This window comes from Kordiimonas lipolytica (assembly GCF_042651265.1).
GTDB classification, from domain to species: Bacteria; Pseudomonadota; Alphaproteobacteria; order Sphingomonadales; family Kordiimonadaceae; genus Kordiimonas; species Kordiimonas lipolytica.
Map to the genome: position 1 here is coordinate 305,984 of NZ_JBHSCR010000003.1, position 20,298 is coordinate 326,281.

17 protein-coding genes are annotated in these 20,298 nt (G+C 59.4%); 5 read left to right on the forward strand and 12 right to left on the reverse strand.

Features of this window, described 5'->3' with window-relative positions; genetic code table 11:
• Positions 1-4: 4 nt before the first annotated feature.
• A complete protein-coding gene (locus ACFO5Q_RS05630; protein ID WP_068152695.1) occupies positions 5-1,396 on the reverse strand; it encodes an amidohydrolase family protein in 1,392 nt (463 codons plus the stop codon).
• A gap of 210 nt (positions 1,397-1,606) precedes the next feature.
• On the opposite strand from ACFO5Q_RS05630, the gene ACFO5Q_RS05635 reads away from it, so the two are divergent.
• A complete protein-coding gene (locus tag ACFO5Q_RS05635; protein ID WP_068152699.1) occupies positions 1,607-2,398 on the forward strand; it encodes a substrate-binding periplasmic protein in 792 nt (263 codons plus the stop codon).
• Between the two features lie 22 nt (positions 2,399-2,420).
• Here the strand turns inward: ACFO5Q_RS05635 and ACFO5Q_RS05640 are convergent, their stop codons facing one another.
• From ACFO5Q_RS05640 to ACFO5Q_RS05655, 4 genes are all read right to left on the reverse strand, one after another.
• Positions 2,421-3,380 (reverse strand): DMT family transporter, encoded by a 960-nt coding sequence (locus ACFO5Q_RS05640; protein WP_068152704.1) that lies wholly within the window; start codon positions 3,378-3,380, stop codon positions 2,421-2,423.
• A 157-nt stretch (positions 3,381-3,537) separates the two neighbouring features.
• Positions 3,538-4,566: an L-threonine 3-dehydrogenase gene (gene tdh / locus ACFO5Q_RS05645; protein WP_068152707.1), complete on the reverse strand. Its 1,029-nt coding sequence runs from the start codon at positions 4,564-4,566 to the stop codon at positions 3,538-3,540.
• 33 nt (positions 4,567-4,599) lie between these two features.
• Positions 4,600-5,796 (reverse strand): glycine C-acetyltransferase, encoded by a 1,197-nt coding sequence (locus ACFO5Q_RS05650; protein WP_068152711.1) that lies wholly within the window; start codon positions 5,794-5,796, stop codon positions 4,600-4,602.
• Between the two features lie 193 nt (positions 5,797-5,989).
• Positions 5,990-6,562 (reverse strand): helix-turn-helix domain-containing protein, encoded by a 573-nt coding sequence (locus tag ACFO5Q_RS05655; RefSeq protein WP_068152714.1) that lies wholly within the window; start codon positions 6,560-6,562, stop codon positions 5,990-5,992.
• Positions 6,563-6,716: 154 nt separating this feature from the next.
• Between ACFO5Q_RS05655 and ACFO5Q_RS05660 the strand changes: the two genes are divergently transcribed.
• Positions 6,717-8,486: a pyridoxal phosphate-dependent decarboxylase family protein gene (locus ACFO5Q_RS05660; protein WP_197421325.1), complete on the forward strand. Its 1,770-nt coding sequence runs from the start codon at positions 6,717-6,719 to the stop codon at positions 8,484-8,486.
• A gap of 3 nt (positions 8,487-8,489) precedes the next feature.
• On the opposite strand, the gene ACFO5Q_RS05665 is transcribed toward ACFO5Q_RS05660, so the two are convergent.
• Positions 8,490-9,467 (reverse strand): arginine N-succinyltransferase, encoded by a 978-nt coding sequence (locus ACFO5Q_RS05665; protein ID WP_068152720.1) that lies wholly within the window; start codon positions 9,465-9,467, stop codon positions 8,490-8,492.
• 165 nt (positions 9,468-9,632) lie between these two features.
• Between ACFO5Q_RS05665 and ctlX the strand changes: the two genes are divergently transcribed.
• The 3 genes from ctlX (at position 9,633) to ACFO5Q_RS05680 (ending at position 12,520) form a co-directional block, all read left to right on the forward strand.
• Positions 9,633-10,571, forward strand: coding sequence for a citrulline utilization hydrolase CtlX (gene ctlX, locus ACFO5Q_RS05670; RefSeq protein WP_068152722.1), 939 nt, complete (start codon positions 9,633-9,635; stop codon positions 10,569-10,571).
• Positions 10,572-10,647: 76 nt separating this feature from the next.
• Positions 10,648-11,706 carry an SMP-30/gluconolactonase/LRE family protein gene (locus tag ACFO5Q_RS05675; RefSeq protein ID WP_068152724.1) on the forward strand — a complete coding sequence of 353 codons (1,059 nt, stop codon included), beginning with the start codon at positions 10,648-10,650 and terminating at the stop codon, positions 11,704-11,706.
• Positions 11,707-11,854: 148 nt separating this feature from the next.
• A complete protein-coding gene (locus ACFO5Q_RS05680) occupies positions 11,855-12,520 on the forward strand; it encodes an alternative oxidase (protein ID WP_068152727.1) in 666 nt (221 codons plus the stop codon).
• Positions 12,521-12,637: 117 nt separating this feature from the next.
• Here the strand turns inward: ACFO5Q_RS05680 and ACFO5Q_RS05685 are convergent, their stop codons facing one another.
• Genes ACFO5Q_RS05685 through ACFO5Q_RS05710 form a run of 6 tightly spaced genes read right to left on the reverse strand, consistent with a single transcriptional unit; the run spans position 12,638 to position 20,290 of the window.
• On the reverse strand, positions 12,638-14,320 hold the full coding sequence (locus ACFO5Q_RS05685) for an AMP-dependent synthetase/ligase (RefSeq protein ID WP_068152730.1): 1,683 nt from the start codon (positions 14,318-14,320) through the stop codon (positions 12,638-12,640).
• Between the two features lie 26 nt (positions 14,321-14,346).
• The gene (locus ACFO5Q_RS05690) at positions 14,347-15,522 is read right to left on the reverse strand and encodes an acyl-CoA dehydrogenase family protein (RefSeq protein ID WP_068152731.1); all 1,176 of its coding nucleotides are present in this window, start codon (positions 15,520-15,522) and stop codon (positions 14,347-14,349) included.
• Entirely contained in the window at positions 15,519-16,394 is an 876-nt protein-coding gene (locus ACFO5Q_RS05695; RefSeq protein ID WP_068152735.1) for a BKACE family enzyme, read from the reverse strand. The genes ACFO5Q_RS05690 and ACFO5Q_RS05695 overlap by 4 nt, the downstream gene beginning before the upstream one ends.
• Entirely contained in the window at positions 16,391-18,343 is a 1,953-nt protein-coding gene (locus ACFO5Q_RS05700; protein ID WP_156432073.1) for an acetyl/propionyl/methylcrotonyl-CoA carboxylase subunit alpha, read from the reverse strand. The genes ACFO5Q_RS05695 and ACFO5Q_RS05700 overlap by 4 nt, the downstream gene beginning before the upstream one ends.
• Positions 18,340-19,149, reverse strand: coding sequence for an enoyl-CoA hydratase/isomerase family protein (locus ACFO5Q_RS05705; protein WP_197421327.1), 810 nt, complete (start codon positions 19,147-19,149; stop codon positions 18,340-18,342). The genes ACFO5Q_RS05700 and ACFO5Q_RS05705 overlap by 4 nt, the downstream gene beginning before the upstream one ends.
• A complete protein-coding gene (locus tag ACFO5Q_RS05710; RefSeq protein ID WP_068152740.1) occupies positions 19,142-20,290 on the reverse strand; it encodes an acyl-CoA dehydrogenase family protein in 1,149 nt (382 codons plus the stop codon). Before ACFO5Q_RS05710 ends, ACFO5Q_RS05705 begins: the two co-directional genes overlap by 8 nt.
• Positions 20,291-20,298 lie beyond the last annotated feature (8 nt).

Here is a 20,298-nt window from a genome sequence, read left to right on the forward strand (position 1 = left end):
TGTCTTAATTGGTCAGGGCCAATGGCCCCATGGCGGCCTCATTCACCTGGCCATCATATTTATAGACCGTACCGTCTTTCATCACGAAGTCGACGCGGGACAGGAGGTTGATGTGGCGAAGCACATCGCCCTTCACACCGATGATGTCGGCATATTTGCCCGCCGATACGGTGCCCTGTTTGTCAGCCACACCCATCATAACGGCGGGCCAGTATGTGGCGGCGCGGATGGTATCCATCACCGGGATGTCCATCACATTCACCCACACGTCCATTTCGTTCCAGGTGCTCTGGCAGTGGAATTTCATCGGAATGCCGCTGTCGGTACCCACAAGGAACACAAGGCCCGCTTCCCGAAGCTGTGCGATCTTGCGCTTGAGCGTAGGTCGCCTAAGCGGTGTCAGCTGCGTATAGCCAAGCTGGCCGGGGTTCTGGATGGACTGCTTGATATCCGCGATGGTGTCATCCTTCAGGCCGCGGTGCCAGCAATTGCTGTCCAGCTTTTCGGGGTTGTCGACCGTATATTGGAAGTTCCACAGGCCCTCGACCGTGGGTGTCCAATATAAAGGCCCGCCCGCCACGCGGCCGGTGGCTGTGCGTTCCTTCAGCTTTTCCATGACATCAGCTGGATATTCAGGCGCGGTCGTGAGGCCCGTATGCTCGAAATTATCGACACCAATCTGCAGCCCGCGGCGGATTTCATCAGGGCGGTGGGAGTGGGCTACCACCTTCATGCCGTATTTGTGGGCGTGGTGAACGATGGTTTTCGCCACTTCATAGTCCATCTTGTCCTGGTCGATCAGCTTGACGATATCGACGCCTGCTTCATGGAGTATCTTCACCTTTTCCCGAGCCTCAGAGACCGATTTCACGCCCCAGCGGAAGGCTTCCGTGCCGGGGTAGGGTTCATCCTGCAGGAAAGGGCCGGAGATAAAGAGCCGCGGCCCCGGCGTTTCGCCTGATGCGATGCGTGCCTTGACGGATACGGAAGCCTCTAGGGGCGCGCCCAGATCCCGCGCAGAGGTCACACCGGCCAGCAGCAGCTGTGCTGCGCTTGCGGGCATGATCTCGTCCGCCAGGCGGTTAATGTAGGCCTTGTCCCAATGCTCATAATCCGCGTGTCCGTTCAGCATCAGGTGGGCATGGCTTTCCCACAGGCCAGGCAGCAGGTCCATGCCTTCGGTGGACACAACATTATAGCCTTCGGGCACCTTGAGCGTCTCTTTGGTGCCGACCTTTTCGATCACGCCGTCCTTGATCAGGATTACGCTGTTGGCGATGGGCCGGTGGCCGAAGCCGTCAATGAGCCTGCCGCCCACAAGGGCGGTCTGTTCCGCCTGGGCGCTGAAGGCCAGAAGCGCGCTCGCGAGTGCGGCTTTCAAAATGTGTCGAAGCATGATGTGTCCCTCCCATGGTTTCTTTGATCATAAGATGGCACGGATTAAGTTTATGTCCATGGTTGATGACCACATTGGTCTGTTGATGCGCTCTGCCAGAAAGGCGAGTTGGGCAGTTTAACCTTTTTGTAATGCTCGCTGCCTATGGTGGCGCTTATCGGGGCGAGAGTATTGTTGGCGGCACAGGCCGCCCAGACATTGGATGTATGCATGTTTGTGCGCGTTCTCGGTGTATTTTTATGCTTGGCAGTAGGCCAACTGGCGGCTTTCCCGGCGTTTGGGAATGGTATCTTGCCGGATGCCGGTCAGTCGGATGAAGCTGGCGACCCGCCGAAATTCCTGATGCTGACAGAACAGAATCCGCCCTTCAACTATAGCAACCATGAAACCGGGGCCATTGTAGGCGCCAGTGTTGAACTGGTTCATGAGATGATGCGCCGCGCGGGGTTCGCATATGACATTCGGATCATGCCGTGGCGCCGCGCGTTCGCTCAGGCGCAGGGCGACGCCAATGTTTGTCTCTTTTCCATGAATTATACCGAAGAGCGCGCCCCGCTTTTTAAATGGGTCAAGCCACTTTATGGCGGTGGCGGACTAGCCTTCTATGCCCGCGCGGACGATCCGCGCCAGTATGAGACGGACGCAGACATAAAAGGCAATGTGCTTCTGTCGCGCACGGCAGAGGCAACAAGCAAGCGCCTGGAAGATTTCCCCAACATCACCATTGTCAAGGTGGACAGTGATATGGACGGCTTCAACCTGCTCGCGCGTGGGCGGGGCGATCTTCTCATGTCAGGCCTGCTGATGTCGAAAACCTTGCTGGCGCGAACCGGACGCGAGGAAGAGTTTCGCGTGGCCTATGTGCTGCAGGAAGCATCCGTTGCCATTGGCTGTTCGCTGAAAACAAGTGACGAATTGATCGACCGGCTGATAGCGGCTAACGACAGCCTTGAGACGGTGAGGAACAACGTGCTTGCCCGCTATTGGCAGCAGGACCAGTAGCCGCTTCCGCTGATGTAGGTGCTTACTCTATGCAGTCCTGGCCCAGGGCCGCGACTTCCGTTTTACGCCGTGGACGGGCATTGAAAGCAACAGCTGACGTCAGAACCACCAGAACACCAATCCAGCCAAGCATGTTGACGTTGGTAAAGCGGATCACGTCCGGCCACAGCAGGTGCCCTACGTAGCTCGCAATGATGGTTGCGACCGGTGTCGTGGCCACGACGCTGGAGATGTGGGTGGATGGCCAATATTTCATGCTTTCCGAAAAGGTGCTGTAGGCAATAAGCGTGTTAAACGCGCAGAAGGTGATGATCATCCAGTCTGCGCTCTCAAGCGCGCCAAAGCTTGTAAGGTCAGACATCGGTAAAAGGCTGACAACGGCGGCAAGATAAATGAACAACAGGATATTGGCTGATGACAGCCTGCCGATCAGCTTTTTCTGCAGCGCCGCGTATAGCGCCCAGATGAAGGAGGCTGAGACAGCAATCAACACGCCGACCAAAAAACCTTCCTGTCCGAAATCCAGTTCAGCGATCGAGGCATTGAAAAAGAGGCCCAGCCCAACAAACAGTGTCAGGAAACAGGCTGTCTGGAACCGGTTCAGGCGTTCATGGAAGAACACCACGCCCGTCAGTGCCAGAAACACCGGCGTGGTCTGGGAGAAGACCGCCATGGCAGAGGGCTCAAGGTAGGTCAGGCCATAGATGAACAGCACATAGTCTGCGATCAGGAAGATGGCCGCGAACAACAGCATCAGCCATTCCCGCCCTGTCAGGCTCAGGAACTGGCGCAATTTGCCGCGCCACGCCTGAATGCCTGTAACCACAATGGCGGCCACCAGAAAGCGGAACCATGTGATCGTCACCCCGTCCTGCAGTTCAAGCGCGAACACCAGTGCGATGGGCAGGATGCCCCAGAAAAGCACGGTGTTGCATACCAGGATAAGGCCGGTCAGAAAGGCGTTTGGGGACTGGGACTGCATGACTATTGTCCTTCGATGGAAGCAGGCTCTTGTGGCATAGCGCGACCATCTTGGGAATAGGGGAAATAGCCCCATAAGCAGAGAAGCTGGATTTATTCTACTTGCCCAGGTGGCTGGTGGCGGCCCGCAGGCCGCCCCGCTCTGAATTCACTGAAGCTTAAGCTGCCCAGTCCAGGATCACCTTGCCGGATTGGCCTGAGCACATCACGTCGAAGCCCTTCTGGAAATCATCCACGCCGTACCGGTGGGTCAGGATCGGGCTCATGTCGAGGCCGCTTTCAAGCATGGCGATCATCTTGTACCAGGTCTCGAACATCCGGCGGCCATAGATGCCGTGAATTTCAAGGCCCTTGAAGATTACATGGTTCCAGTTGATGCCGGAGCCTTCAGGCAGGATGCCCAGCAGCGCAACCTTGCCGCCGTGGTTGATGGTTTCCAGCATGTTGCCAAACGCCTGCGGTACGCCAGACATTTCAAGCCCCACGTCGAAACCTTCGGTCATATGCAGGTCCGCCATGGTGTCCTTTAGGCTGTCTGTCGTCACATTCACGGCCTTGGTGGCACCCATCTTGCGCGCCAGATCAAGGCGAAAGTCGTTCACATCCGTGATCACGATATTGCGTGCGCCCACCTTGCGGGCGATGGCAACCGCCATGATGCCGATGGGGCCTGCGCCGGTGATGAGCACGTCTTCGCCGACAAGGTCGAACGACAGCGCCGTGTGGGTTGCGTTCCCGAGCGGGTCAAGGATCGCACCAAGTTCGTCTGAAACCCCATCCGGCAGCGGGCAGATGTTCACCGCAGGGACAGAGATATATTCCGCAAATGCGCCCGGGCGGTTCACCCCAATGCCTTCGGTATTGCGGCACAGGTGGCGTTGGCCCGCGCGGCAGTTGCGGCAGTGGCCGCAGGTGATATGGCCTTCGGCAGACACGCGCTGGCCGATCTCAAGGCCTTTGACCTCAGAGCCCAGTTCCACGATCTCGCCCGCGAACTCGTGGCCCACATGCATGCCCACCGGAATGGTCTGGGATGCCCACTGGTCCCATTTGTAGATATGCACGTCCGTGCCGCAGATGGCGGTTTTCTTAACCTTCACCAGAACGTCGTTGTGACCGACTTCCGGCATCGGCACGTCTTCCATCCAGATGCCGGTTTCGGCTTTTGCTTTGACCAGTGCTTTCATGGCCTTTGTCCCTCACTTGTGCCCTTTTGGGCTTTAGCTGATAATACCCAGTTCGCGGCCTACCTTGCCGAATGCCTCGACCGCACGGTCGATCTGTTCCGGCGTGTGTCCGGCGGACATCTGTGTACGGATGCGCGCCTGTCCTTTCGGTACGACCGGGAAGGAGAAGCCGATGACAAAAATGCCTTCACCCAACAGCTTGTCTGCCATGTCGGCGGCCAGCTTGGCGTCGCCCAGCATCACAGGGATGATCGGGTGGTTAGCACCCGCCAGCGTGAACCCAAGCTTTTCCATGCCCTCGCGGAAGCGCTTTGAGTTCGCATGCACGCGGTCACGCAGCTCAGAGCCTTCTTCCAGAAGCTCCAGCACCTTCACGCTTGTCGCCGCAATCACAGGCGCCAGCGTGTTCGAGAACAGATAAGGGCGGGAGCGTTGGCGCAGCCAGTCCACAATCTCTGCGCTTGCAGCGGTGTAGCCGCCGGATGCACCACCCAGCGCCTTGCCAAGCGTGCCGGTGATGATATGAACCCGGTCCTGCACGCCGAAATGCTCGGGCGTGCCCGCGCCACTTTCGCCGATGAAGCCCACGGCGTGGCTGTCGTCCACCATCACCATGGCGTCGTATTTTTCCGCCAGGTCACAGATGGCGGGCAGGTTCGCCAGAATGCCGTCCATGGAGAAGACGCCGTCGGTGGCGATCAGGCGGAAACGAGCATCCTGCGCGTCCTTCAGGCACTGTTCCAGCTCGGCCATGTCGTTGTTGGCATAGCGGAAGCGCTTGGCCTTGCAAAGCCGCACGCCATCAATGATGGAGGCGTGGTTCAGCGCGTCTGAGATGATCGCGTCCTCAGGGCCCAGCAGCGTTTCAAACAGGCCAGCGTTGGCGTCAAAACAGCTTGGGTAAAGGATCACATCTTCCATTTTCAGGAATTTCGCCAGCTTGCCCTCAAGCTCCTTGTGCACATCCTGTGTGCCGCAGATGAAACGTACGGACGACATGCCGTAGCCATGCTCATCCAACGCCTTTTTGGCGGTTTCGACCAGGATATGGTCGTTTGACAGGCCCAGATAGTTGTTGGCGCAGAAGTTGATGAAATCAGTGTCGCCACTGCCTTCCACATGCACGGCAGATGACTGCGGCGTGGTGATGACGCGCTCTTTCTTATAGAGCCCCGCTTCTTTCACCTCTGCCAACTGTTCCTGAAGATACGCTGTGTAGCGATCGGTCATGCCCAAAGTCCTCCTGAAATACCACTTGTCATGCTGAACTTGTTTCAGCATCCATGCCCAAGATTATTGCCGTATCCAGTGGGGTTTGCCAATGGACCCTGAAACGAGTTCAGGGTGACGGCTGAGTTCGATATGTTAAATACATTGTTCAATATATTGGTCAATAGCCAATATAATCCGTGATACTGTGCTTTTATGGCGCCAGAACCAGCATCAGGGCGCGGGCGGGATTTTGCCCTTTATTTTCAATAAAGTGCGGCACGTCCGCCTGATAGCGCGCCGAGTCGCCGGCTTCAATTTCCTGTACGCTGGTACCGACGCGCACGCTGAGCGCGCCATCAAGCACCGTCAGATGCTCCATTGTGCCGCTGGCGTGCCCCTCTGATTCGAGGATGCCGCCAGCCTCCAGGCGCATATCATACCATTCTGTTTTGCTCACCAGATCAATCGGGCCCAGAATGCGCAGCGTACAGCGGCCGTCGGCGCTTTGTATCTCTGGCGTTTCATAGGCTTTGGTAAGCTTGATTTCAGGCCCGCCCGGTGTTTCGCCTGCGCCGTCATCGAGAAGCGACGCGATATCGATCCCCAGCGACTGGGTCAGGCTCCAGAGCGTACCAAGCGTCGGGTTCGTGAGCCCCCGCTCGATCTGCGACAGCATGGATTTCGACACGCCGGACATTCTGGCCAGACCGTCCAGCGTCAGCTTTTCGGCCGTTCTCAGGGCCTTGATTTTCTGGCCCACGTCGGGCGGCGAATTGCGTGTCATGCTTCTGTCCTTATCGGGCTTTTGTTCACTATATTGAATTTTGGTGCCCGATCCAGCGGGAAATTTGGTAGCGACTTGACCTCGGTCAACACTCGCTGAGGAGAAGTGAAGTAGAAAACCACATAGTTACAAGTGAAACTATATGGTGACAAGCATGACGACCAATCAAGCAAGCGGGGCCTACAAGGCCTTTTTTCTTGGCCCCAAGGCGGAAAACGAAGCCTGGGTGCGTTCCGAATTCCAGGCGATCCTTGAGCATTGGTTCCAGTGGCGGAAAGACCTGTTCCCCGGCGACGCGCCGGTGTCTGTGAAAACCGAGCGCCGCACACCCGCCTATCTTGAGGCGCGGGAGCGCATGATCGCGGGGCTTGAAGACCTGACTGAGCTTCTTGAGGATGAGCTTCCCAAGTTCACGCCGCGCTATATCGGCCATATGGTGTCTGACTTGACGCTGCCGGCGCTGATGGGCCATTTCGCCATGCTGTTGCATAACCCCAACAACACCAGCCGCGACGCCTCCAAAGTGGGCCAGAAGGTGGAGGCCGAGGTCATCGCCATGCTGGCAGAAATGATGGGGTTTGACCCAACCCGCGCCACAGGACACATCACCGGGGGCGGCACGGTCGCGAACTTCGAGGCCGTCTGGCGCGCCCGTTTCCGGCAGGATCATTGGCTGAGCCTGGCGCTCTATCTTGCAGAAGAGCGCGGCGTTAAGCTGGACCTCTTTTCCGCTGCTCATATGGGCTGGAACCGCTTCGCAGAGCTGCTGGCCGAACATAATGTTCCGCTTGACGACCTGCGCGGCTATAGCGGCGTGGCCACCAACCCTTATGAATTCGGCGAGCGCATGACACGGGCGTTTGACCAGCCCTATCGCGGACCAATCCTGCTGGTGCCGGAGAACAAGCATTTTTCCTGGACCAAGGCGACCAACATTTTCGGCTATGGCGAGCATGCCTTCTGGCCTGTGGCACTGGACGCGCGCGGCAAAATGGACGTGACAGCGCTTGCGGGGCTGATCCAGAAAGCTAAGCAGGAGACGCGCCCCATCAGCATGGTGGTGTCGGTCGCGGGCACGACGGAAACCGGCGAGATCGACCCCGTGGATCAGGTGCAGGCCGTACTGAATGCAGTGCGAGAGCGCGAGGGCTGGGACATCTGGCACCATGTGGATGCGGCCTATGGCGGTTTCCTGTGCAGCCTGTTGCGCGGTGAGCCCTCAAGCGTGCTGAGTGACGCGAACACCGCGGCGCTGGCGGCCATCGGGCAGGCGCATTCCGTCACCATCGACCCCCATAAGCTGGGCTATGTGCCCTATAGCTGCGGGGCGATCATCACGAAGGACGAACAGGCTTATGCGGTCTCAAGTTTCAAGGCACCGTATCTTGAGCGTCAATTGGAAGTGCCCGACAAATGGTCGACCACGCTTGAAGGCTCGCGCTCTGCCGCCGGAGCGGCTGCCACATGGCTCACGGGCAAGACCATGGGGTTCGACACGTCCGGCCTTGGCGGCGTGATCGCGGAAACGATTGTCGCCTGCCGGGCGTTCCGGGAAAGGCTGGTTGCTGAGCTGCCATTCGTGCGCCCCTTGGACCCATCAGAGACCAACATCCTCTGTTATTCGCTGGCGCATGAGGGCATGAGCCTGAAGACCTCAAACGCCGCCACGGAAGCCGTGTTTGACCGTTTCGTTGCCTGCCCGGAATTTTCCGTTTCCAAAACCACGCTGTCGGGCAAGGCACACGCCAAGGTGATCGAGCGCCATGTGGGCGCCTATGGCGGCGTCTTGGATGATGACCGGCTGGTGCTGATCCGGTGCGTGTTCATGAACCCCTTCTGGCGCGAACAGGCCGTGGCGGAAAAGCTCACGGCGGATATCATCGGGCACCTCAAGGACTGGTTCCTGCCCGCGAAGGCGGCTTAGGGCCTAGAGCGGGGAATAGATAAGCGGCGTATCGGGGGCGGCGCCCAGCGCAGCAGTCAGGTCTTCGCGGCCGATGGCGGCTTGCACCACGCGGAGATCATCATCTGCGCGGGCGATCAAGGCGCTTGCCGCAAGGTCTTCGTCTGAAAGGTCGCCAGCCGTGCAGGCGCGCGCACCGCGGATGAGCGGGATATTTTCAAGATCTGCCTCAAGGCAGGGGCCTGCATCGAATACATCCACCTGGTTTCTGAAACGGAAACCCTGCTTTTCAAGAAGCGCGCGGGCAGGCCGCGTTTTGTCGTGGGTCAGGCCGATCACCCGCTGCGCCTCATCGGGCAGCAGCTCGGTGTATATCGGTACCTTGGGCATCAGGTCAGCGATAAAGCGGTTGGATACGCCCGAGCGCATATCGGCTTCTGCGAAATCCAGCTTGAAGAATTTGCGGCCCACGGCTTCCCAGAAGGGCGAGCGCCCATCCGCATCTGTCCAGCCGCGCATCTCCGCCATGACCTGTGGGCCGAAACGCTCGCGCATGGACGCCATCAGCATGAAACGGCTGAAGGACAGGAGCGTGCCGCGCCCGCCGCCGCGCATGGCAGGATCCAGAAACAGGGTGCCGATCTCGGCGTAGCCATGAAAATCATTCACCAGCGACAGCACAGTGGCTTCACACGAAACGCCAATCTCTGGCGCGCGCGCTGCGTGTTTGGAAAGCCGGTAGCTATAAAAGGGTTGGCCCTGGCCCAGGTTGGTATAGATGGCGCTGACGCCGGATAGCGTGCCGTCGGTCTCTTCAAGCACCAGAAGATATGTCTCCGCGCTCAGGCTGTCTGCGGGCCGGGCAAAGGAAGTGAGCGAGTCCTCGATCCGCTCCTGCCAGCCGGCCTCATTTTTCGGCAGCGTGGTCAGGCCCTGTCCGGCCTTGGCGGCCAGCGTCATCAGCTTTTCGGTGTCAGTATCTTTTGCAGGTCGAATAATCATTGGCGTTCCTTCCCTTGATACAGTGGTAGCATGTGGTCGCCTGATTTTTTGCCGGAAGATGGGCTGCCTGACCGCAAAAGATGCGGTTGACGAATAATTTTCCGCCATTCTTTCGGCATCTTTTGTGCTCATATGCAGCCATTAACCAAGCCCAAGGGACAAGGGATGACGACAGAGACGAACAGCCCACGCAAAGGCCAGGCGCCGCACGCTGTAGTGATGGTGCTACCCCACCATTTTTATCCCAATGAAGAAACGGCGGAAGACAACGCCTTCCAGGTGGAGGGCGGCAACCGGGAACGAACCGAAAAGCGCGCCTTTGATGAGGTGCAGGGTGCGGTGGACGCCCTGCGTGCAGTTGGTGTGACGGTTCATTTGTTTGAAGACAAGGGCGTGGACACGCCAGACAGCGTGTTCCCCAACAACTGGTTTTCCACCCACCCGGATGGCCGCGTGGTGCTGTACCCGATGTATGCGCCGTCCCGCCGGGCGGAGCGCCGCGATGACATCATCGATTTCCTGCGCGAGAGCTATGATGTCGCGGGCGTGATCGATTATTCGTCTTTTGAATATGCTGAAAAATTCCTCGAGGGTACGGGCGCCATGGTGCTGGATCATGCGAACATGGCGGCTTATGTGACGCTGTCGCATCGCGCCGATGAAGATCTGGTGCAACGCTTTTGCAGCGATTTTGGATATGACCCCGTCACCTTCGAGACGCGCGGACCTGACGGCAACCCTATCTATCATACCAATGTGATGATGAATGTGGGCACCAAGCTTGCGCTTGTTGGCCTGTCAACCATTGTTGGCGCGGACAAACGGCAGGAAATTGAAGACCGGCTGGCCGCCACGGGGCGCACCATCATTGACTTGGGCGCAGACCAGATCGCGCAGTTTGCCGGTAACGCCCTTGAAGTACGGACGGCCAAGGGCCTTGTGCTGGTGCTTTCCGACACTGCACTTGCCAGCCTGACACCCGACCAGATCGAAATGATCGAGGCTGAGATGCCGCTCGTGCCGCTTCATGTGCCGACGATTGAGAAAGCCGGCGGCAGCGCACGCTGCATGCTGGCGGGCATCCACCTGAAGCCGAAGGCCTAGGCACGCGGGAATTTCCCTTTGCATTCGATGCTGAAATCGGTTGTTCTACCTGTCGAACGGATGGGGAGAATGACTGGTGAAGAAGAAAATCCTGATTGGTAGCGGTGTGCTTGTTGTGGCGGTGGTTGGTTTTGTTCTCAACACCCTCATGGCGGCGGGCACGTTCCGCAAGATCAACCCGCACTATCACGGGAAATGTGACGCGGTGACCGGCGTAGTGGGCGTTGAGGACATCACGATCGACCCGGATTCTGGCTTCGCCTACCTGTCCTCCCATGACCGGCGCACCTGGGCCAAAACCGGCGAGGCAGAAGGCGATATCTTCCTTTACCGCCCTGGCAGCCTGGCGACCCCGCTTGCCATGCCGCATGACTATGAAGGGTCTTTTCACCCGCACGGCATTTCCCTGTGGCTCGACGCCACGGGCCCGGACCGCCTGATGGTGGTTAATCACCCGAACAGCGCGGATGCGGGCGGCATGCCCCTTAGCCAGGTTGAAATTTTTGAGGTCGGCCCCGCGCGGCTCACTCACATTCGCACGGTCAAAACGGACGGGCCCTACAGCCTCAATGACGTGGTGGCCACGGGGCCTGAAACCTTCTATGCATCGATCGACAAGGGCAGCGAGACAAAGCTGGGCCGCAGCCTTGAAAGCTATCTTCGCCTGTCGCGCGGCGGTATCGCCTATGGGGATGAACACGGCATGCGGCGGGTAGAAGGCGGCCTTGTGTACCCGAACGGCATCCAGTGGGACGGCGTGCATCTGTATGTCGCGGAAACCACCGGTCGGCGGCTCCTGAAATTCAAGCCGAGCGAAACCCCGATGGAGCTGACCCTGGTGGCGGAAGATAACCTGAATACCGCGCTCGATAACCTGGAGTGGGACGCCGACGGCAATCTGTGGATTGGCGCGCATCCCCAGACGCTCAAGTTTGTCGAGCATGCCAAGGATGCCGCCAATCGGTCACCCAGCCAGGTGTTAAAGGCGACGCTTGCGGACGGCGGCTTTGATCTGCAGGAAGTGTATCTGAATGACGGTGATCCCATTTCGGGCTCAAGTGTTGCAGCACCCTATGCGGGACGCATGCTGATCGGCAGCGTGTTCGACCCCTTTATTCTCGATTGCAAGCTTTAGGCTCGATCGCAAGATGTAGGCCTGCCAAACTGTCGCAGGGGCGGGTTGTCGCAGGGTAATCTGATCTCCTCTCTCCTATATTCAGGTCACGGGCACGACGCTTGGAACACGCCGCCGCCCGGTGACCATTGAGTATGGGAGAGATGAGATGCAAACCACGACGAAGCCAGATCATGGCTATCAGAACCCCCACCATGTGCCCAAAGGCGCGTCGGACCGTATCGCGTTCGGCTTTGTTAAGCTTCTGCGCTTCTTTGCCGATACATTCTTTGCCAAACGCTATGGCCACCGGGCGGTGGTGCTGGAGACCGTCGCGGCCGTGCCCGGTATGGTTGGCGGCCTGTTGCAGCACCTGAAGGCGCTTCGCCAGATCCGTGACGATGAAGGCTGGGTGAAGGAATTACTCGAAGAAGCTGATAATGAGCGCATGCACCTGATGACCTTCATCCATGTGGCACAGCCAACGCTGTTCGAGCGCGCCGTGATCATGGTGACGCAAGCCATTTTCTATAATCTCTATTTCTTCCTCTATCTGTTCGCGCCCAAGACCGCGCACCGCGTGGTGGGATACTTCGAGGAAGAGGCGGTAACGAGCTACACCAGCTATCTGGCGGAGATTGACGCCGGGCGGCACGAAAATGTACCCGCGCCGCAGATCGCCATTGATTATTGGGGCCTGGGCGCAGGCGCTACGCTCCGTGATGTGGTGATTGTCGTGCGTGAGGATGAAGCCGGGCACCGCGACCGCAACCATTTGTTCGCCGACCAACTGGCCGCGGGTGAAACGCCCAAGGGGTCGAGCTTGAAGGCCTGATGGCGGGCTGATGGATGCTGAACCAAGTTCAGCATGACGGTTGAGATAAAACCAGTTGTCACCCTGAACTTGTTTGGCGTGCCGCTAGCTTCGCAAACAGGGTCCATAGCCACAGAGTTACAGAAATTCGACCCTTAAGGCCGCGCCGCTTCCCATGGCCCCAGCGGCCTTATCAATGGCATCGCCGAACTGGTCCAACACCCGTTCGCGCCGCACTTTCATGGTGTGGGTCAGGATGCCGTTCTCGATGGTCCAGGCCTCCGGCGCCACCAGCACTGCGCCCACCTGCGCGTGGCGCTCAAGGGTCGGGTTGATCTCAGCCACTCGTTCGCGCACATGGGCTTCAATCGCGTCCCGTGCCAAGCCTTCTGCCAGCTCAGCGATCACCAGCAACAGCACCGTCTGCGGCATGCCGTGGCCCACAAGGCAGGCCTGATCGAGATAGTCGCTTTCAAGGAATTTGGCCTCAATCGGCATGGGCGCGACATATTTGCCCTTGGCGGTCTTGAAGGTTTCCTTCACCCGGCCTTTCAGGATCACGAAGCCATCTTCGTCCAGTTCCGCGCGGTCGCCAGTATAGACCCAGCCGTCACGGAATGTTTCCGCCGTTTTTTCCGGCATCTTATAGTAGCCAAGGCTGCAGCCGGGGCCGCGGGCGATCAGTTCGCCTTCTTCCGTGATGCGCACTTCAACACCGGGGGCGGGGCGGCCTACCGTATGGGGCTTGTTGGACCCCATGGGCGTGGTGGCCAGCGGCAGGATTTCCGTCTGGCCGTAGCCGTCCATCAGCGGCAGGCCGAAAAGCTTGAACCATTCCTTGATGTGGGGCGGCACGGGGGCCGTGGTGGACACTAGCTTCTCCACGCTCGCGAGGCCAAGCTTGTCACGTACGGCAGCGGCCGCCATATCGGCATGCGGCCCGGTAAGCGCGGCCCTCAAGGCCTCAGTCCCGCCTTCAGTGCCTGCGATCACGGCGGATGAAAGCTTGTCCCAGATGCGGGGTACGCCGAAGAAATAGTTGGGCTTGGCGAGCGCCAGGTCTTGCCCGAATGTTTCAAGACTTTCGTTGAAGAATATGGTGCCGCCGATCCGAAGCGCATGCAGTTCAATAATCAGCCGTTCCGCCAGATGCGCCAGCGGCAGGTAGGAAATGAAATTCCAACCAGTACCGGATTCCGTTTGCTCTACCAGCGTGTGGGTGGCGCGCCCCAGGCTGCCCATGGAATGCATCACGCCCTTTGGTTTTCCAGTGGTGCCTGAAGTGAAAATCAGTGTCGCGACATCTTCTGGTCCGTGACCTTGAGGGGTGGGTTTCCCGTCCCCAAGCGCCAGAAACTCGTCCCATGTCATGTCGCCTTCGGCTGCATCCACGCCCGGCAGGGTGACAATGGTGATGCCTGCAGGCACATGGGCTTTCACCTCCGCCCAGTTGGCGCTTTCGCCCAGGAACAACAATTCCACATCGGCGAAATCCAGCACATAATGGAAGGTCTCTGGCCGCATGGTGGTGAACACAGGGACGGCCACGCTGCCGGACGCAAGGATGGCGAGGTCCGCCAGTATCCAGTGCGCCCGGTTCTTTGATAGGATCGCCGTCTTGTGGCCACTTTTGCCAAAGTGGGTGTGTATGGCGCGGGCGGCGCGGTCCACGGTCTCGGCTGTTTCCGCCCAACTGACCGGGATTTGCTCGCCTGCCTTCAGGTCCACAAGGAAAGACACGTCTGGTTTTTCCTTGGCCCAGAAGGCCAGGTCTTCCATCACCGTCTTGCAGCCGATTCCTATTTCATTGCCTTCCCACATGATCGTCTCCCCCACGATTATTGTGTCTATTTCAGCAGCTCCTGCGCGATGATCGTCTGCCGTATCTGGTTGGTGCCGGCGCCGATCTCGATCACCTTGCCGCTTCTATAGAGCCGGTTCACTTCCGTTTCGCGCATGAAGCCCATGCCGCCGTGAATTTGCACCGCGCTATCCAGCACGCGCATCAGTGCCCGGCCCGTGTGCAGCGCGTTCATGGCCGTCCGCATATGAATGGTGCCGCGACCGCCGCCGCCTTTTTCCAGATCGTTGATCTCTTTCATCAACTGGTAGGCGGTGGCGCGCATGGTCTCCACGTCCGTGTACATGTCGGCTAGTAAGCCCTTGATCAGCTGGAAATGCGCGATTGGTTTGCCGAACTGCTGGCGTTCCTTGGCGTAGGCGACGCTGAGGTCAAGTGCCCGCTGCGCCACGCCCACGGTGGATGTGCACAGGAAAGCACGCTCGATATTGAGGCCGCTCATGACCACGGCGACACCATGGTTTTCCGCGCCCACAAGATTTTCAGCTGGCACGCGGCAATTGTCGAACACCAGTTCGCCCGTTGGGCTGCCGCGCCAGCCCATCTTGTCAAGCTTTTGGGCGACACTGAAGCCTTCGAATTCTTTTTCAACAATGAAGGCGGAAATACCGTGCGGGCCAGCAGCCGGGTTGGTTTTTGCATACACCAGCAGAATATCCGCCACCGGGCCGTTGGTGATGAACATCTTGCGGCCATTGAGCACATAATGATCACCGTCGCGCGTCGCCGTGGTAGCCATGGACCCCAGCGCGTCAGACCCGGCGCCGGGTTCCGTGAGCCCCAGCGCACCGATGGCGCCTTTCACAAAGCGCGGCAGATATTTTTCTTTCTGCGCATCGTTTGCGTTCCTGACAATATTGTTCACGCACAGGTTTTCGCTGGCGCCCCAGCTGGCGCCGAAGCAGTGGTTCCAATATCCGAAGGCTTCCGCAACCAATGCCTGGCTGGTGAAGTCAAGGTTGGCACCGCCAAGTGCTTCCGGAACTGTGGTGCCCAGGAAACCCACATCCGCCATGGCGCGGTAGGCCGCATCCGGGAACCAGTCCTCGTCATCCATCTTCGGCAACAGCGGCCACAATTCCTTCTCGGCGTACTTGTACGCTGTGTCGTAAAGGGCCTGGTGTTCAGATGTGAAGCCGAAGCTTTTAAGATCGGGGATCATGCCTGCCTCCAGTCCTGGGTGGCCAGGTGTGCGCGGGTTTCCTCTGGTGTCGTGACCTCGCGCCCGGCATTTCGCGCGCAGGCCGCCAGCGCCTCGATCATCTCACCGTTTGACCGTGCCTTGTCACCCGATGGCAGATAGAAACAGTCCTCAAGGCCCGTGCGCAGGTTGCCGCCCAGCTCCGCCACCCGCTGGTGCACGCCCCAGACATCTGCCCGCCCGATCAGCGTGGCCTGCCAGGGGCTGCCTTCCGGGCGGTATTTCACGAGTAAGGGGAGCAGGTCCGCGTCGCACGGCATGCCCGAGGCCACGCCCATGACAAAATTCACGTCCGCATGATCAACCATACCATTCTGGATATAGAGACTGACGGAGCGGAGGATGCCAATGTCGAAACATTCGAATTCTGGCACGATATTGTGTTCGCGCATGCAGTCCAGCATCTCGGCCACCTTATCGACCGGGTTCTGGAAAGTCATGGGCGGCCAGGCCCAGCTGCCGTCCTTCCGGGTCTTCAGGTAATTCAGCGTGCCCGCGTTCATTGCCGCCATCTCTGGCTTGCAGTGTGCAAGATAGTCCAGCACTTCCGTCTGGTCCCGGCCCACAACGCCGGTGGTCATGTTGATCACCACGCCCGGGCAGGCGGCGCGGATGGCGTCGTTGATCTCAAGCGCCAGCGCACCGTCCCAACTAGGCAGATGGCCCTTGCCGGACTCCTGCTGCCGGTAATGGCAATGCATGATGGTGGCGCCCTGGTCATAGGCGGCCTTGGCCTCAGCCGCCATCTGCTCGGGTGTCACCGGCACATTGTGCTGGGTTGGGTCCGTCAGTACGCCCGTCAGCGCACAGGTCAAAATGGCTTTGTCTGTCATGCGGTATCCCCCGAAATAATAGTGGCAAGGGGCGCGCGGCTTTTCACTTGCGCGCCAATGCTTGCGGATAACTCTTCAATGGTGCCGTCCATGTCGGCCCGGATGTGATGTTCCATTTTCATGGCTTCGATCACGCAGATCAGGTCGCCGGATTTCACCAGCGCGCCTTTTTCAACCTGTACGGCCACGATCTGCCCGTCCATTGGGGCGGTCAGCCTGCCGGTGCCGCCAGCAGTGGCCCTTGAAGCCGGGGCGTGGGTCACGTCCCGCCCGGCAATGTGCCAGCGGCCGAAATCTGCTGAATGCTGATCGCCGTTTCGGGCGTGGGCCACCCGCAGTTTTTCGCCCTTGTAGGTGAAGGTCTCGCCGTCAAATAGCGTGCTACGCGTTTTGTCGGTTGTGCTGGCTGTGATTTCCCAGCCGGTGGCGGTGCGTGACTGGCGCACTTCAACGGGCACGCGCGTGCCGTCCACTTCAAACACCCGCCGGGTATAGTTTCCTGCATGGGTTCGCCATCCTGCCAGCGCGGCCATTGGGCTGGCCTTAAGGGCCGCACCCTGCAACAGAAGCGCAAGCGTCAACGCCTGTGTCTCCGGTGGCAGCGGGATGAAAGGGGTGGCATGATCCAGCGTGTGGGTGCGCATGGTGCCTGACCGGAAGGGTTCATCGTTCAAGAGGTAGGCCAGCCACGCCTTGTTGGTTGCCATGCCTGCGATACGGCTTTCAGATAGCATGACGGAAAGGCGGTTTCTTGCCTCCTCGCGGGTTTTGCCATGCGCGATCAGCTTCGCCAGCATCGGGTCATAATAGGGGCTGACTGTATCACCCGCCACCACGCCGCTGTCGAGCCGACAGCCTTCCCCGATGGGGATGTCTAAGGCACCCAGCGTGCCGGTTTGCGGCATGAAGCTCTGGGCCGGGTCTTCGGCATAAAGCCGCGCCTCGATCGCATGGCCCGAAAGCGTGATGTCATCCTGACTGACGCTCAGCGCCTCGCCTGAGGCCACGCGGAGTTGCTCGGCCACAAGGTCTATGCCGGTCACCAGTTCCGTTACTGGATGTTCCACCTGAAGGCGGGTGTTCATTTCAAGGAAATAGAAGGCACCGTCTTCGTCCACCAGGAACTCGACCGTGCCAGCACCCGTGTAGCCCACAGCTTTCGCGAGCTTCACGGCAGCATCTGTCAGGCCCGTGCGGGTCTCACTTGTGATGGTGGCGCAGGGCGCTTCTTCAATCACCTTCTGGTGTCGGCGCTGGGATGAACAATCGCGCTCAAACAGATGAATTACATTGCCATGGGTGTCGCCCAGCACTTGCACTTCCACGTGCCGGGCCTCGGCGATCATCCGCTCCAGGATGATGCCGCTGTCGCCGAAGGCGGAGCCCGCTTCGCGCCGGGCGCTTTCAAGCGCTTCGGTGAAACCCTTCAGGTCATCCACGCGCCTGAGGCCGCGCCCGCCGCCGCCGGCTGTGGCCTTGATCATCAGGGGCGTGCCGATGCGCTTTGCTTCCTTCAGCAGCAGGGCGTCGTCCGCATCAGCGCCGTCATAGCCGGGTACGGTGGGCACACCGGCTTTGTCTGCGATGCCGCGCGCGGTGCGCTTGTCACCCATTTGGGCGATGACGTCAGCGGAAGGCCCGACAAAGGTGATGCCGGCGTCTGCGACAGCTTTTGCGAAGGCCGCGTTTTCGGACAGGAATCCATAGCCCGGGTGGATGGCATCCGCTTCTGTTTCTCTGGCCGCTGCGATGATAGCGTCGATCTTCAGATAGCTGTCTTTCACGGGTGAGGGGCCGATGTGAACGGCGCGGTCCGCCATTTTCACATGCTGGGCGCATGTGTCTGCGTCGGAATAGACGGCGACGGTTTCAATGCCCATCGCGCGCGCGGTGCCGATGATCCGGCAGGCAATCTCCCCCCGGTTGGCAATCAACAGGCGCCTTATCATTTGTCGCCCTCCATCCATTTGGCTGGGCGTTTTTCAACGAAGGCTTTGGTGCCCTCCAGCCCTTCGCCCTGAAGCGACCGCGCAAACAGGTTGGCGGCCTCATCCAGCGTTTCAGGCGTGACCGTGTCCCCCATGTCCATCAGCAACTTCTTGGTGGCAGCCACAGCGCCGGGGGCTGCTTTCCTGGCCTTTTCAATGGTGTCGGTCAGCCTGCGGTCCATGGCTTCGACAGTGGGTTCGGAATAATGCACAAGGCCCACTTTCCGGGCCTTTTTGCCTGTGATGATATCGCCTGTGAGCGCCATCCTTCGGGTTTCCGTCAGCCCCATGCGGGCACGCACGAACGGCGCGATTTGCGCCGGGATAAGTCCCAGCGTCACTTCCGGCATGCCAAAGCGGCAGCTGTCTTCCGTGATGGCAACGTCCGACACGCACACAAGCCCGAAGCCGCCGCCCATGGCCGCGCCGCGAACGAAAGTGACAAGCAGTTTCGGAAAGCGCTGGGCGCGCTCCAGCAGTGTGCCGAACCGGCGGTTGCCGATGGCGATGTCATCTGCGTTCTTGTGGCCAGTGCTGAAGTCTTTCAGGTCGCCGCCCGCGCAGAAGACGCCGTTTGCACCGCGGATTACCATGATGCGCACGCTGTCGTCTGCCTCGGCTGTGTCAAACGCATCCATCAGCGCGTCAACCATTTTGAAGTTCATGGCGTTTTTCACCTCAGGCCGATTGAGCGTCACGTAGAAAACGCCGCCGGCCTGGCTGATGAGGACGGGATCAATCCCAGTGTCAGCCACAGGATCAACCATTGGACATGCCCATCAGTTTGGTCAGGATACGGAGCATGGTCTCGTCCGACCCGCCACCGATTGAGGACAAGCGCCCGTCGCGGTAGCTCCGCGCCACCAGGTTGTCCCACATGAAGCCCATGCCGCCCCAATACTGCAGGCAGGCATCCGGCACTTCGCGGCCCAGTCGCCCGGCCTTCAGCTTGGCCATGGTCGCGAGTTTGGTTACATCAATGCCGTTGATATATTGCTCGGTCGCGTGCCAGATCAGCGCGCGCAGCGCCTCCACTTCCGTCTGCAGTTCCGCCAGCCGGTACTGCACCACCTGGTTATCCAGCACGCTGCCGCCGAAAATCTGCCGGTCCTTGGTATATTCAATGGTGCGCTGGATGGTGTCTGACATGCCTTTGGGGCCCAGCATGGCGGCGCACAGGCGTTCCTCCTGGAACTGCATCATCTGCATCCTGAAGCCGTCACCTTCGCGACCGATCCGGTAGCGCTGCGGCACGCGCACGTCATCAAAGAAAATCTGCGCCGTGTCGGATGACCGCATCCCCGGCTTGTTCAGCTTTTCCGAAAAGCTGATGCCGGGCGTGTTCGTCGGCACAATGATCAGCGATTTGTTCACATGCTCCTGCGCGTCGCCGGTGTTGGCCAAAAGGCACAGGAAATCCGCCTGGGTTGAGTTGGTGATCCACATTTTGGTGCCGTTGATGACATAGTCGTCACCGTCCCTGACTGCGTTGGTCTTGATCGCCGCCACGTCAGAGCCCGCGTGGGGTTCGGATACGGCGATGGAACACACCATGTCGCCCGCGATGGCGGGGGCGAGGAATTCGTGCCTAAGCTCGTCCGACCCGAAACGGGCGAGGGCAGGGGTGGCCATGTTGGTCTGCACGCTGATGCCCATGGGCACGCCGCCGCAGTTGATGCCGCCCAATTCTTCGGCCAGCACCATCTCGTAGCTATAATCCAGGCCCAGGCCGCCGAATTCTTCGGGCTTGGAGATGCCCAGAAGGCCAAGGTCACCCATTTTCTTGAACAGCTCATGCGCCGGGAAAATGCCAGCCTCTTCCCATTCATCCACATAGGGGTTCACTTCTTCCGCAACGAAGCGGGCGACGGTGCGGCGGAGTTCATTATGTTGGTCAGTAAAAAGCATGTCGTGTT

What these genes read in the sequence shown, in the direction of transcription:
- ACFO5Q_RS05630 (WP_068152695.1), bottom strand. Translation starts at nt 1,396, where the DNA reads ATGCTTCGACACATTTTGAAAGCCGCACTCGCGAGCGCGCTTCTGGCC.
- ACFO5Q_RS05635 (WP_068152699.1), top strand. Translation starts at nt 1,607, where the DNA reads ATGTTTGTGCGCGTTCTCGGTGTATTTTTATGCTTGGCAGTAGGCCAA.
- ACFO5Q_RS05640 (WP_068152704.1), bottom strand. Translation starts at nt 3,380, where the DNA reads ATGCAGTCCCAGTCCCCAAACGCCTTTCTGACCGGCCTTATCCTGGTA.
- tdh (WP_068152707.1), bottom strand. Translation starts at nt 4,566, where the DNA reads ATGAAAGCACTGGTCAAAGCAAAAGCCGAAACCGGCATCTGGATGGAA.
- ACFO5Q_RS05650 (WP_068152711.1), bottom strand. Translation starts at nt 5,796, where the DNA reads ATGACCGATCGCTACACAGCGTATCTTCAGGAACAGTTGGCAGAGGTG.
- ACFO5Q_RS05655 (WP_068152714.1), bottom strand. Translation starts at nt 6,562, where the DNA reads ATGACACGCAATTCGCCGCCCGACGTGGGCCAGAAAATCAAGGCCCTG.
- ACFO5Q_RS05660 (WP_197421325.1), top strand. Translation starts at nt 6,717, where the DNA reads ATGACGACCAATCAAGCAAGCGGGGCCTACAAGGCCTTTTTTCTTGGC.
- ACFO5Q_RS05665 (WP_068152720.1), bottom strand. Translation starts at nt 9,467, where the DNA reads ATGATTATTCGACCTGCAAAAGATACTGACACCGAAAAGCTGATGACG.
- ctlX (WP_068152722.1), top strand. Translation starts at nt 9,633, where the DNA reads ATGACGACAGAGACGAACAGCCCACGCAAAGGCCAGGCGCCGCACGCT.
- ACFO5Q_RS05680 (WP_068152727.1), top strand. Translation starts at nt 11,855, where the DNA reads ATGCAAACCACGACGAAGCCAGATCATGGCTATCAGAACCCCCACCAT.
- ACFO5Q_RS05685 (WP_068152730.1), bottom strand. Translation starts at nt 14,320, where the DNA reads ATGTGGGAAGGCAATGAAATAGGAATCGGCTGCAAGACGGTGATGGAA.
- ACFO5Q_RS05690 (WP_068152731.1), bottom strand. Translation starts at nt 15,522, where the DNA reads ATGATCCCCGATCTTAAAAGCTTCGGCTTCACATCTGAACACCAGGCC.
- ACFO5Q_RS05695 (WP_068152735.1), bottom strand. Translation starts at nt 16,394, where the DNA reads ATGACAGACAAAGCCATTTTGACCTGTGCGCTGACGGGCGTACTGACG.
- ACFO5Q_RS05700 (WP_156432073.1), bottom strand. Translation starts at nt 18,343, where the DNA reads ATGATAAGGCGCCTGTTGATTGCCAACCGGGGGGAGATTGCCTGCCGG.
- ACFO5Q_RS05705 (WP_197421327.1), bottom strand. Translation starts at nt 19,149, where the DNA reads ATGGTTGATCCTGTGGCTGACACTGGGATTGATCCCGTCCTCATCAGC.
- ACFO5Q_RS05710 (WP_068152740.1), bottom strand. Translation starts at nt 20,290, where the DNA reads ATGCTTTTTACTGACCAACATAATGAACTCCGCCGCACCGTCGCCCGC.